Source organism: Microvirga medicaginis, assembly GCF_052658925.1.
The window spans coordinates 1-12,405 of sequence record NZ_JBQWEL010000001.1 but is presented as its reverse complement, the minus strand read 5'-3'; the positions used below and the strand labels follow the sequence as shown (position 1 = coordinate 12,405).

Below are 12,405 nucleotides of genomic sequence, written 5' to 3'. Positions count from 1 at the left end.
CTCGGTCGGGGGGCTATGGCGCAATCCGGAGATCGGCACGTTTACCATTGGGATGCTCGATCCAGGCCCCCTCCCGGCGAACGGTTATCGCCGTATCGTTCCCGACCGGGTCATGGATCCAACCGGCCATGACCTCTCCTCGGACCACGGCCGCCACCATCACCCCAAACAACGGGAGACCCGAAGCGAAATTCTTGGTGCCGTCTACCGGATCGACCAGGAAGGCACGATCCGCAGACCCATGCCTCGGCAGCGCTTGAGGCTCTGGAGAAGGCTGCTTCGGTCGGCGAAGAAGGTGCCTATTGGCTCGCTTCGCTACGGTAAACGGCTCAAGAGCGGAGAGGTGGTCCCCTGTCAGGTGGAGGTCTTCCCGCTTGAGGTGAAAAGTCAGCGCAAGCGCTGGCTGGAAAAGGGGCAACGGCTTACGGTGGTTGACCCAGCAGAAGCAGCCGATGAACCGGAACGGAAGCACGTCATCCGAAGAGCAGAGTCACTTCTCACGACCAGCGGTACCGCATAAAGCTTGATCGCCAACGATGGTCTTGGCGCCGCTCCCACGCCTATGAATGGCCTTTTCACCGGTGGTTGCCGGATTGAAATGAGGAGACCTCCCGGCGATGAAGCAGGGGCTGATCCTGCCTTCCCGGTTCCAGCCCATCCAATCGGCGCATGTTTCAGGCATGACCTGAGGAAGCCCTCTCGCGAAGGATCAGAATGGTTCAAAGGATGGGGACATCCTGTTTTTGAGCGTGTAATGCTCTGTCTCCACCCAGTAGGCGCTATGCAGTCATGACATCCGTCTGGAACCTCCCTCTAACAGCCAAGTTCTTTTACAGATAGCCAGCAATATAGTGGATCCGCTCGGATCTACGAAGGGAGAGCAGAGGTGGAGCACCCGCTGGTTCAATCGATCATCCCCTTCAACGAGTTCCTCTGGCGCGTTGGCATTGCCTCCGCATTCGGTCTGTCGCCGGGGTTGAACCGGGAGGCTCGTAGTATCTCGGCCGGTGTCCGAACCCACATGCCTGTCGCACTCAGTTCCGCAAAGACAAAGCTGATCGCACTTGAGCTGTACGAGGAGATTTCCGCCCATGGCAAAGCCGACCCGGACCCAACCCGCGCCATCCAGGGCTTGGCGCAAGAGATCGGCTTTCTCTGCACCGGAATTAACTTTGTAGCGCGGGGCAGCGTCTATGGTGTGACCACTGCGGCAAGCCTTTGGATGACAAGCTTGATCGGCATGGCGGCCGGAGCTGGCATGTACAAGATCACTCTCGCGGGTTTGATATTCTCGCGATGCTGATCGTATCCGTGCTGCGGCTTATCACGAGTTTCCTTCTGGGCGGCGACACCCCTTCGGAGAGATTGCTCATGATTGCTGAAGTGTGTTCCCTGCCCTCATGAGGAGATGATTCATGCTTCGATTGTTCCGTACGCTGATGCCCAAGGAAGATCAGTTCTTCCACTTGTTCGAGGAGCATTCGAGAACGGTTCTGGCCGGCGCAGAGGCCCTTCGGGCGACCTTGGCGGGCGGACCCGACATCGAGCAGAACATCACAAATGTGATGAACCGCGAGGATGATGCAGATAGGATCACTGGAGAAGTACTCGCGGCCATCCGGCGATCCTTTATCACGCCTTTCGACCGGGGCGATATCAAGGACCTTATCACCTCGATGGACGATGCGATCGATCAGATGCGCAAAACCGTCAAATCGGTGGCTCTCTTCAAGGTTACCCGGTTCGAACCTGAGATGATCCAGATGGCGGACTGCATCGTCCAAGGCGCCCAGATCGTCCAGGAGGTCATTCCGATGCTGCGCTCCGTCGGCACGAATGCGGGGCGGATCAGCACCCTGTCGGAGCACATGACGCAGATCGAAGGGCAGACGGATGATCTTCATGACGCTGCCCGGAGTCGCATGTTCCAAGCCATGGGATCCGCTCACGCTCTCGACTTTTGGGTCGCGTCCGAGATTCTTGATCATCTCGAACGGGTGATGGACCGCCTGGAGGATGTGGTCCACGAGGTCCACAGCATCGTGATCGAGCACGTCTGAGGAGCACTGCAGAATGGATGCCGCCTCCGTCTCCCTACCGCTGCTCGTAGGTCTCATCGTCGTCGCTTTGTTGTTCGACTTCATCAACGGGCTTCATGACGCGGCCAATTCCATCGCAACCATTGTCTCAACCCGAGTCCTGAGGCCGCAATTCGCCGTCGTTTGGGCTGCGTTCTTCAACTTCATTGCCTTCCTGTTCTTTGGGCTCCATGTCGCCACAACTCTTGGCAGTGGCATCGTTTCTGCCTTTGTCATCGATGCGGCGGTAATCTTCGGCGCCCTCATGGGGGCGATCATCTGGAACGTCATCACCTGGGCGGGCGGCATTCCCTCCAGCAGCTCCCATGCTCTGGTCGGCGGCCTCGTGGGCGCAGGCATGGCCAAGGCAGGTCTGGGAGCAGTCGTATGGAGTGGCCTTGGCCCCACCCTCCTGGCGATCATTCTGTCGCCCCTGATCGGATTTGGCCTCGCCCTGCTTCTCGTACTCGTAACAACTTGGTCGGCATCCCGATCTTCCCCTTTTGCGGCGGATCAGGCGTTTCGCGGCATGCAATTCCTGTCGGCAGCCCTCTACTCCCTCGGGCACGGCGGCAATGATGCCCAGAAGACCATGGGCATCATTGCCGTGCTCCTGTTCTCGCAAGGCTACCTTGGCAGCGAATTCTACGTCCCCTTCTGGGTTGTCATCAGCTGCCAGGCGGCCATGGGCCTGGGCACCCTGATGGGCGGCTGGCGGATCGTGCACACGATGGGATCGAAGATCACACGTCTCACGCCCATGCAGGGCTTCTGTGCCGAGACGGGGGGAGCCATCACGTTGTTCATGGCAACTTGGCTTGGCATTCCAGTCTCGACGACCCACACGATCACCGGGGCGATTATCGGGGTCGGAGCCGCCCGTAGAACCTCCGCCGTCAGGTGGGGAGTAGCCAAGGGCATCGTGGTGGCCTGGGTTGTGACGATCCCAGCCTCCGCGATTATCTCGGCGTTCTTTTATGCAGTCGCGGCCTCAATCACGGTGTGAACTGGTTGAGCGACCGTAGAAGTTATGTTCCGGAAAGACCTTCCGGGGACAAGGACGGATTTCGGGTAAGTTCGTTTATGGGACTGCCTTGGAGCGGCTGCTGGAGGGCATTAAGCGGAGCGGTCGAGCATGGTGCAGGCAGCGCCCACCTCCGCCTGCCGGATGGCGCGCGGGGCCTCCACATCCAGGATGAGCGCGTATTCGATGTCGATCAGGGAGTTGGTGGCATAGGCGAAGAACGCAGGCCCCTTGTGAGCACCCGTCTATTGTGCGGCGGGATCAGAGGGCGAGACGAACTTCGGCGTGACCTCGCTGGCGGCTCCGAGGGCGGCATCTTGTGAGGAGTAACCGGCATGGCCATTGAACGAGAATCCGAACCTATCAACCAGGCCCGCGTCATTGCGCTCGAGCTCATGATGCAAGTCCTTGTCGTCACCCTGCTGAATAGGCGGGAAGAACCGTTGAGCGAGCTCGAGGCCAGTCGTGATCATTCGAGGCACATCTCAGCCATGTGCAGCGGGACAGGGGAGCGGGCGAGGACGCCACCCGGGAGCGCGCCGTCTCCTTCGCTCAATCTTCACTTCGCCACGATCGAAGTCGGCCTGAGGGCTCAGGAGCACCAAGCCTAACGAGATTGCCCGGCGAGGCATACGCCGGGCGATGCAGGGCGGGGCCGTCGCGAGCGGACGGTAAGTCGTGCGCAGCAGGTTGGCTTCAGGCAGAGACCATCTCACGAGCGCCCGTGGATGATGGAGCCATACTGCCCTCACGGCAGCCGGAGACCATGGCGATTGCATCAAGTGCAAGGCTGCGGAACTCTTCCTTGAGGTCTTCCGGCGCGCGATCCCAAGTTTGCTCATCGTTTTCGACGCCGTAGAATGCGCGAGCAACATGCTCGATTTGCTGGTCCAGACCCATCATGGCTCCTCTGAGTTGCTTCTCTGAGCCTTAAACTCCTACCGGACTGTTTATTTCCTTATGCCTGATGGCCTAGACCATACGTTCTACTGGACGCGGAGCTCTACGTCCGCACCGATTGCGATCGGCGCCCCTCCCGAGCCCAACCGCTAGCTATTGCTACGGACAGCCTCGTTCCACGGTCACTTCCACTTCGCTGAGTAGACCGGGCCAAGGTCCGGAGCCCCTGGGGCAGAAACCATGAGAGGGTATCCGGATAGTCCGGGTGGTGCATATGAGGGACGAAGGGGATCTGAGCTACTTCGCACATTTCGCATACATCGCCGAGTTCCTCCCAGTCCTCGACGCTACGGCCTTGACACCCTCACCCCGTTCCTCGCCGGAAAGGCAGGTGTCAGGGAGCCTGCCCCCTACTGAAACTGGCATTCCGCTGATTCCATCACGGCGGGATCAGGCTCAAGAACGATCCAGGACGCACCACGTCTATCTCAAGAAAAATTGAGAACGCGCACCACCGCAAGGTGGTGGCCCCCAGCGGGGGGAGGGAGACCACCGGCCGACCGGGGGCCCGCCAGGGCTTCAGGTTCAAGTGCGGAAACGCCCTGCCCGATCTATCACCCGCAACGGTGTCTGACAGAACTCTATGCGACCGGCGCTGATGATGCGGCGGTTGCGGGCCGTTTGCGCCATGAAGAGAAGGCGAACAAGCTCCATTCACGTCGGAGATCGAGAATATGAGCGAGCAGGCACGAAAGACGAAGTGATCCCTACCGACCGCTGATCCCGTTTAGAGCCCACCCTTCTGACGTTCGAAGTTTGCTAGGGGTGAGGCCATGAAATTCCCCTGTCTTTCGGGAACGCCGACTTCTCCGTCCGAAGGAGACGTTCGGCGCACTTCCGCTTTGTGCCGATTTCGTTGAAAAAATCGGCACTCAGGTTGGGTGAGACGTTTGCGGGACTTCGCCTGCAGAAGTCAGAAGCACATGAGGTTGTGCTTTGGACCTCTTCAGGTCGCTTGGGTGATCTGAGGCCCTGATGAAGTGACCAGTTTGGCAAGCTTTCCCAGGTTCTGAGCCGTGGCTGCCAGCAGGAACTCATCTTGGGCTCCATATGGGCCGCGCAGCCGCAGACGTCCCATCTTCAGGATCCGCTTGAGATGCGCAAACTGCATCTCAACTCGCTTGCGACCTTGCCGCGACTGCTCGAAGGCTGGCGTGCCGGCCAGCGCTCGGGCGACTTCTCTTGCGTACTCGTCGATGCTGCGCGGGATCTTGCAGGCCGGCGTGTTGGGACAGCACTTCTCCTTGAGGTGACAGGAACCGCAATCGAACGTGCTGCCCCGGTAGATGCGCGTGGTGCCCTCGTTCACAATCGGGCCACTGGTCGTCAGGATCTTGCTCTCACATGATCCTCAAGCCGGAACTCATAGGACAGGCTCTCCTGCATCACGAGACGCTCGCCCATCATGGCTCGATCCTCCGCTGAGAATGCCTTCATCAGGGAATCACGATCCGCCACCAATCACGAGGAGCTTTTCAATGATATCCGCTCACAAGCTGACCAAAATGCAATATCCGGGATGCGCCAATAGAGGCCATTCAGGCTTGGGTGCCGTTCGAGATTGCGCGACCGGAGGCGGTCCCTCCTCACGAGAGCTCTCAGGAATTCGTCCCAATACGACGTGTCAATATGGGTTAGATCTTCTGACTCGAGCCTCACATATCGAGCTCGAGTAGCACAGGCTGATGATCTGAGGCCTGTTTCTCTTGATCATAATCGATCCGCCTGACTCGGTCGGCAAGGTCCCCCGTCACGAAAACGAAGTCACAGCAATGCGGAGCCCCGTTGGATTGATCATAAAGGCAGAACGAGTGTGGATGCGGTCTTGAGCCATGGGCGACTTGCCATGCATCCAAAAGGGCCGGCGCGTCGTTGCCAAAGGGCTCCGAGATCCGCTGCTTTACTGGATCGTCCGGCCGCATGTTGAAATCCCCCGTCAAAACAGCCGAACGTGAGGTTGGGAACAGGGCATAGGTACCGGGGCCGTCCTCGCGCAGCGTGACCATCCGTTCGTATGCCGTGCGGTGAGCCTCGCGAATGCCTTCGACCTGGGCTCGCCGCAGCTTGTCGGACGAGTATTCCAGATGAGTGGTCATGACCCGGAGAGGACCGGATGGTGTCTCGACAACCGCCTCAAGAAGGAGGCGCGGCATGTTGCGGGTCGCAGCGGCCTCCCATGGCAGGGTGTAGCGCAGCACCTGTGCAACGGAAAGGCGAGACAGGAGCATATTGCCGAAACGGCGGCGCCCCCCTGTCCCATCCGGGATGTCGAGCGCCACGCCCTCAATGGCAGTGTAGCCCGGCAGGAGCCCTGCCAGTTCAGCAAACTGGTTGGTCCCGCTATTGCCCTTCAAGTCGGAAAAGTTGTCCGAGACCTCCTGGAGGCAGAGGACATCGAAATCCGCGAGGTCTCGCGCTTCGCTAACCAAGCGCTTGAGATCGACAGTTCCATCGACGCCTAAGCCCCATTGGATGTTCCAGGTAATGATTCTAATCATGTCGTCCGCAATGTGTTACTGGCCGACTTTACTCAGCACGTCGGCTTTCAGAAAGCGTTCGATGACGACCATGAACACGATGGACGGCACGAGCAGGATGAGAGCCGTGATGGAGGCAATCTGGTAATTGCCGCCCATGCTCGCATTGTAGAGGAGAAGCGGCAGAGTCGTGACCTGGGGCACGCCGACGAAGAAGGTGCCGGTGAACTCATCCAACGATTCCAGGAAGACGAAGATCGCACTCGCCATGATGCCAGGTGCGGCAAGCGGCAATGTTACTGTGAAAAACGCACGCAGCGGCGATGCGCCGATGTTGCGTGCGGCCAGCTCCAGATCTCGGTCCACTGCGGCGAAAGCGGCAGCGGCAATCCAGACCGAATAGACGAGGCCGTGGGCCGCATGAACGAGCACGACACCGGTGATCGTTCCGGTGAGACCGATGCTGTAGAAGACCCGCGCGACGTTGATGTAGATCGCTACCGATGGAAAAGCCTGGGGCAGTAGGAACAGGATCATCAGGGCCGTCCGCCAGGGCAGCTTGAGGCGGGCCAAGGCATAGGCCGCCGGGACCGAAACGGCGAGCGCCACCACGACCGTCAGACAGGCGATGCTAACGCTCGTCATGAGCGACGACATGGCGTCTCCCGTCGGGCGAAAGACCACCTCCCAGTAGCGCAGGCCATAGGAGACCGGGAGCTTGAACGGCGTATACCACCGCTCCGCCACCGACCATAAAACCAGATTGGCCAAAGGTCCAAAGAGGAGGAAGGCGAAGGCTGCGAGGCCCAGAATTTTAAGGATCGTGGAACCGAAGACCCAGAACCGGGCACCGGTTTCGGATGGAGCGGATCTGTCGGCAAGGGAGAGCGCCGGGGAAACTTGCGTCTTGACGCTCATGCCTGCACCTCACGCTTCACATTGTGGCGCAGATAGATCCACGCCACTGTTCCGGCGATGGCATAGGAGATGACGCCGAGTGCATTGGCAGTGGCGTAATCGCCGTAGGAGTTGATGCGGAAGGCCATATCGACAGTGAGCATGGTAGGCTGCGAGCCCGCGACCATCATCGGCACCGACAGCACGGACAGCATGGTGACGAAGGACAGAACAAGACCAACGAGAAGCGTCTGCGCCACTTGCGGCAGAACGAGTTCGATCAGGACGCGCACCCGCGAGGCTCCAAGATTGCGTCCAGCCTCGATGGTGGCGCGATCAATGGACGCCATGGCTCCGGCGAGCATGAGCGTCACGAAGGGCACCTGCTTCCATACGAAGGTGATGATGATGCCGCGCCAGTCGAGGAAGCTCGTGGCCTGGATCGGCTCCATGAGCCCGAGCGCCACGAAGGAATTATTCATGAGGCCGTTCTTCGCGAGAAAAGTGCGCATGCATTGCGCTGCGACGATGAACGGAATGAAGAGCGGCCAACGGTAAAGATTACGCAGAATCGCGATAAGCCACGGGGTTTCCCCAAGTGTCAGGATGCCCGCGACCGCAATCGAGAACAGGCCCGTCAGAAGCGTCGATACGATGACGATGAAGAGAGTGAAAAGGATATCGGTCGAGTAGAGTTCATAAGCCTTCTGGAAGTGCATGAGCGATAGGGCGCCGCCCGGTTCCGTGAAGGCTGCCGCCAGCGAGAACCCGAGCGGATAGAGAAACAAGGCTCCGATCATCGCCAGAGCTGGCGCGATGAGCAGAAGGCCGAAGAATGAAGGTCTCGCCATGGTCTGGTACTGTCCCGGCCCTGCCGAAAGACGTGTCACGGAATAGAGACGCGGGCGGCCTGCTGAGCGTGCCGCCCGCTTCCGGGTCACTCGAAGGGTTAGTTCGCCACCTTCCTCTCGTAACTCTCGAGAATATCGTTGAAGTACGGGCTGATCGGGAACGGTTTGCCATTCGTCGCAAGCGTGTCCGGCGGAATATCGGCAAAGAGCTGGTTCCAGGCCGCCTGATCGAGTTTGCCTTCCAGATTCTTGGCGTCAATGCCGGGATACCAGTTGAAGCGCTTCACGATGCCGTCGGCCTGCACTTCCGGGCTCGTCGCAAGCGCGATGAACTCGGCCGCGAGCTTCTCCTGCGCTGTCTTGGAGGGAATCGCATAGTACATCGGCTGGCCGGGCATGCCGGGCGAGACGAGCTTCAGACGCATGTTCGGCGGCAGCTTGCCGTCGGCCTTCCACGTATAGAACATGTCGACCCAGACGGGACCCATGGCGATCTCGCCGCGATTGAGCATGTCGAGCGTGCCGGCGTTGCCAGGGGTAATGACGACATTCTGGTTGAACTCCTTGAGATCCGCCATCGCCTTGTCCCACGTCGCCTTCACGGCGGGATCGTAGGGACCCTTTTCCAGCTTCGCCGCATCGCCGCCGCCAAAAGCCGAGATCCAGCCCGTCACGAAGGCGACACCGGACATGCCGCCCTTGATGCCGTTATAGCCGAACTGCTTCGGGTTCTTCTTCACCCATTCGCGCAGCTCGGGATAGCTGTTGGGCGGGTTCTTGATGAGATCCGGATTGTAGGCAATCGCCGTCTGTGAATGGAACATAGGCATGACGTAACCCGAGACATCGGCGCCGAGCGCATTGGCCGCCGTCTCGCGCGTGACCAGATTTCCGGTCGGAATCTGGTCACGATACTTCTTGAGCAGGTCCTCTTTCACCATCGTGCCTGCGGCCTTCTGGTGAATGACGACGACGTCGAAGTCCGAAGGCGCATTGGCCTTCTTCTGGGCGTCGAGTTTCTCGTAGATCTTCTGCGAACCGCCGTCGCCCGGGCCCGTGCCGACGGCAACGACCTTCACACCCGGATGGCTCTTCTCGAAGAGCGGGCCGAGATAGTCCTTGATGTAATCGACCATATTCTGGTCGCCAGCAGTCGCGACATTGAGCGTTTGAGCGCTCGCCGTACTGCTCATCAGAAGGGCTGCGAAACCCGCAGCGATGAAGCCTTTACGCATGCTATCCTCCCTTAATTCTAGGCATTGGGAAACAGGTGCAACGACGCCAGCGGCAGGCGCAGGCCTACCGGGCGATCGAGCTCGTGGTAGCGATCGTCCGTCACAGTGAAATGACGGTCGCCGATCGCGACCACGTACCTGTAGTGTCCTCCCGGATACGTTCTCTGCGTGATTTTTCCCGGAAGAACGATCGATCCGTCGATCCGTGCATTCGGATCGACGAGCGAAGCGATATCGTCGCGAAAATAAGCGGTTACGAGCCCGACAGGCACGTCCCCGGCATAGATGGCCGTGCTGCAGTCATGAGCCTTGACCTCGACTCCGGATCCGGAGGGTCGAACATCGAGGTTGAGCGTGTTCTCCGCTCCCATGAAGCTCGCCACGAAGGGCGAGTTCGGATGATCGTACACCTCCTTCGGCGCTCCAATCTGCGCGATCCGGCCGGCATCCATCACCACGATCCGGTCGGCCATGGTCATGGCTTCCTCCCGGTCGTGAGTGACATGGATCGCCGTGAAGCCGAGGCGGTGCTGGAGAGTCTTGATCTCCGATCGGAGCTGGATGCGCACTTTGGCGTCGAGATTGGACAGGGGTTCGTCGAGCAGCAGGATTTCCGGCTCGATGGCCAGGGCCCGGCCCAAGGCCACGCGCTGACGCTGTCCGCCGGAAAGATCTGTCACCTTCCGTTCCTCCAGGCCGGAAAGGTTCAGCATTTTCAGCACGCCGGCAACGCGGGTGCGGATCTCATTCTTCGGCATACCCCGCAAGCGCAGGCCGTAACCCACATTGCCGAGCACGGTCATGTGCGGCCAGAGGGCATAGGACTGGAACATCATGGCCATGTCGCGCTTCTCGGGCGGCGTGTTCACGACATCCCGGCCGAACAGGCGGATGGCTCCCCCTGCGGCTTTCTGGAATCCGGCGATGGTTCGCAGCAGCGTGGTCTTCCCGCATCCGGACGAACCTAGAATGGCGATGAACTCGCCGGGCGCGACCGAGAGGCTGACCCCATGCAGCACCGGCTGCCTGCCATAGCAGACCTGAAGGTGATCGACATCAATCGCGGCCAAGACAGAACTGTCCATGGTCCCGACACCCTCCCTGAATGCGCTTTTCGCGTCTCTTGTTTACTTAGAAAATCACAGTTGAATGTCAGTGGAAAGAATATCTTAAGGGAACTGTGCATGAAGTGACGAAGGTTCTCACGTCCTTGATCCACATTCGAGCTGGGGACAGGCAGGTCTGCTCTGGGTTGAGGGTGTGTCAAAACCCGAGCAAGCCCGGCCTCGCTGAACCATTTGTACAAGTTCATGCTCCCATAACGGGGATTTCCCTGTCGATCCGGGCTTGCAAAGAATTAAGTTTCCCCGCTGAGCGGCCCGTCCACATTCGACACCCCCTCGGTCAGACGCTGAAGGTCCCCTGCCCTTCAGCAACGTCTCCTGTTGCATCCCTAAGCAGACATTTGGCTTACTTCCGAGAAGTGCCAGGCGCTGAGGCTTCTAGCGCATCGTGCGGACCCGAAGGGCCGCGTCAGCGAAAAGTGGACCCGGTTTTCCGCTCCAAACGATGCGCTGCTCTCAAGAATGAGCATCGGATCAAGCCCAAAAGTGCAAGTCCACTTTTGGGTCCGATGCTCTAGGCAGCGAGACAGCCCCGGCTAACGTGTGGATGGAGGCGGATCTTAGCCACCGCGGGATGAAGCGCCAGGTTGCCACCAGCCCGAGGATCACGATGGAGCGCACCAGATGGCGGGCGCCAGCTTCCTTGGTCAGCATCGAGGTTAGGAGCTGCCGATTGAGTGTCGCCAAGGCGAGCAGGCGGGCGACCGCCACCATCCTGGCCGCGAAGATCCGGCCATAGGCCAAGGTCCGCAACGCCGCGGGGCTTCCGAGTTGCACGATGCTCAGGACCAGCCCCGCCAGCACCATCAAGCCAACGGCCGGAACGGCGATCGCAGAGAACCGCCGGACGACGGGCCGCGACGCGCCGCGAAGGTCCCGCACGACGAGCGCGAGCGGCACCAGTGAGCCGACTCAGAATGCGGCGGCCATGCCGTGGACGAACACCGACGGGCGGGTGAGCCATTGCGGCGGGGCTGCGCTGGCATGCCCGCTCAGCGCCAGGGCAAGACCGGTTCCGCCGAGGCCTATCAAGGCAACCAACTTTATGTCGGCGCGCAGGGCGATCCTGGCGCAAGTCAGCGCGAGGATGGCTGTTCCAGCCGTGAGGCCATAGGATGTCCCGATCCCCTCATGTCAGGGGTGCGGCAACGGGATTGCGGAGAGCGGCTCACCCAGGGCATCGAGTCCTTGGAGGCCGACCGACAGAATGGCAGCGGCGACTCCGATGCTGGCGGAGGCCGGCTGCACCGCGCCGGAGATTGCGACCATCACCGGCCACACCCAGGCCCATGCGCAGAAGATTTTGGACCGCTATCTGGCCCGCACGCGGGCGGCGCCGACCGAATCGGCGATTGCAAAGCTGGATGAGCAGCGCCGGAACAGGAGGTGAATCCATTCCGCTTCCATTTTGCAGAATGACCCTGGCCCGGAGGGGTTTAGAGGCAAAACACTCAATAAGATCAATGGTCGGAGCGGCGGGATTTGAACCCACGACCCCTAGTCCCCCAGACTAGTGCGCTAACCGGGCTGCGCTACGCTCCGACTCTCCCCAAAGGGTCCGTTTCACCTACAGAATCGACCCTGACGGCGCAACCCCCATTTTCTACAAATCGGAACAAATCGGAGCCGGTGGAGTGCGATGGGATCGAAAGCCCCACGTTCACATGCAAATTCAAGGTTGTGTCAAGGTGACGTCAACGCGATTGCCGATCAGGACCAGTCGCCTGCCGAGCGGGCTCCTCTCCGCGCCGGCGCGGCC

At 60.1% G+C, this 12,405-nt stretch carries 13 protein-coding genes, 1 tRNA gene and 2 pseudogenes; 4 read left to right on the top strand and 12 right to left on the bottom strand.

Features of this window, described 5'->3' with window-relative positions; genetic code table 11:
* Window positions 1–13 precede the first annotated feature (13 nt).
* Window positions 14–472, bottom strand: coding sequence for an inositol monophosphatase family protein (locus ACUXUR_RS00080; protein ID WP_445500241.1), 459 nt, complete (start codon window positions 470–472; stop codon window positions 14–16).
* A 414-nt stretch (window positions 473–886) separates the two neighbouring features.
* Between ACUXUR_RS00080 and ACUXUR_RS00075 the strand changes: the two genes are divergently transcribed.
* From ACUXUR_RS00075 to ACUXUR_RS00065, 3 genes are all read left to right on the top strand, one after another.
* Window positions 887–1,303 (top strand): MgtC/SapB family protein, encoded by a 417-nt coding sequence (locus ACUXUR_RS00075; protein ID WP_445500240.1) that lies wholly within the window; start codon window positions 887–889, stop codon window positions 1,301–1,303.
* Window positions 1,304–1,415: 112 nt separating this feature from the next.
* Window positions 1,416–2,060: a DUF47 domain-containing protein gene (locus tag ACUXUR_RS00070; RefSeq protein ID WP_445500239.1), complete on the top strand. Its 645-nt coding sequence runs from the start codon at window positions 1,416–1,418 to the stop codon at window positions 2,058–2,060.
* A gap of 13 nt (window positions 2,061–2,073) precedes the next feature.
* Entirely contained in the window at window positions 2,074–3,084 is a 1,011-nt protein-coding gene (locus ACUXUR_RS00065; RefSeq protein WP_445500238.1) for an inorganic phosphate transporter, read from the top strand.
* Between the two features lie 116 nt (window positions 3,085–3,200).
* Here ACUXUR_RS00065 and ACUXUR_RS00060 read toward each other — a convergent pair.
* The 10 genes and pseudogenes from ACUXUR_RS00060 to ACUXUR_RS00015 all read right to left on the bottom strand — a co-directional run.
* Window positions 3,201–3,419, bottom strand: a pseudogene (locus ACUXUR_RS00060) (IS5/IS1182 family transposase); the annotation flags it as partial.
* 379 nt (window positions 3,420–3,798) lie between these two features.
* Window positions 3,799–4,005 (bottom strand): hypothetical protein, encoded by a 207-nt coding sequence (locus ACUXUR_RS00055; RefSeq protein WP_445500237.1) that lies wholly within the window; start codon window positions 4,003–4,005, stop codon window positions 3,799–3,801.
* Window positions 4,006–5,008: 1,003 nt separating this feature from the next.
* A pseudogene (locus ACUXUR_RS00050) lies at window positions 5,009–5,365 on the bottom strand (transposase); the annotation flags it as partial.
* A 352-nt stretch (window positions 5,366–5,717) separates the two neighbouring features.
* Window positions 5,718–6,560: an endonuclease/exonuclease/phosphatase family protein gene (locus ACUXUR_RS00045; RefSeq protein WP_445500236.1), complete on the bottom strand. Its 843-nt coding sequence runs from the start codon at window positions 6,558–6,560 to the stop codon at window positions 5,718–5,720.
* A gap of 15 nt (window positions 6,561–6,575) precedes the next feature.
* Window positions 6,576–7,457 carry an ABC transporter permease gene (locus ACUXUR_RS00040; RefSeq protein ID WP_445500235.1) on the bottom strand — a complete coding sequence of 294 codons (882 nt, stop codon included), beginning with the start codon at window positions 7,455–7,457 and terminating at the stop codon, window positions 6,576–6,578.
* A complete protein-coding gene (locus ACUXUR_RS00035) occupies window positions 7,454–8,287 on the bottom strand; it encodes an ABC transporter permease (RefSeq protein WP_445500234.1) in 834 nt (277 codons plus the stop codon). The genes ACUXUR_RS00040 and ACUXUR_RS00035 overlap by 4 nt, the downstream gene beginning before the upstream one ends.
* 98 nt (window positions 8,288–8,385) lie before the next feature.
* A complete protein-coding gene (locus ACUXUR_RS00030) occupies window positions 8,386–9,522 on the bottom strand; it encodes an ABC transporter substrate-binding protein (protein WP_445500233.1) in 1,137 nt (378 codons plus the stop codon).
* Window positions 9,523–9,539: 17 nt separating this feature from the next.
* Window positions 9,540–10,607: an ABC transporter ATP-binding protein gene (locus ACUXUR_RS00025; protein WP_445500232.1), complete on the bottom strand. Its 1,068-nt coding sequence runs from the start codon at window positions 10,605–10,607 to the stop codon at window positions 9,540–9,542.
* Window positions 10,608–11,120: 513 nt separating this feature from the next.
* Window positions 11,121–11,528, bottom strand: a complete 408-nt coding sequence (locus ACUXUR_RS00020; RefSeq protein WP_445500230.1) for a CopD family protein — start codon at window positions 11,526–11,528, stop codon at window positions 11,121–11,123.
* Between the two features lie 30 nt (window positions 11,529–11,558).
* Window positions 11,559–11,687 (bottom strand): hypothetical protein, encoded by a 129-nt coding sequence (locus ACUXUR_RS00015; RefSeq protein WP_445500229.1) that lies wholly within the window; start codon window positions 11,685–11,687, stop codon window positions 11,559–11,561.
* A 166-nt stretch (window positions 11,688–11,853) separates the two neighbouring features.
* Between ACUXUR_RS00015 and ACUXUR_RS00010 the strand changes: the two genes are divergently transcribed.
* Window positions 11,854–12,036: a hypothetical protein gene (locus ACUXUR_RS00010; protein ID WP_445500227.1), complete on the top strand. Its 183-nt coding sequence runs from the start codon at window positions 11,854–11,856 to the stop codon at window positions 12,034–12,036.
* Window positions 12,037–12,110: 74 nt separating this feature from the next.
* Here the strand turns inward: ACUXUR_RS00010 and ACUXUR_RS00005 are convergent.
* Window positions 12,111–12,188, bottom strand: a tRNA-Pro gene (locus tag ACUXUR_RS00005).
* Window positions 12,189–12,405 lie beyond the last annotated feature (217 nt).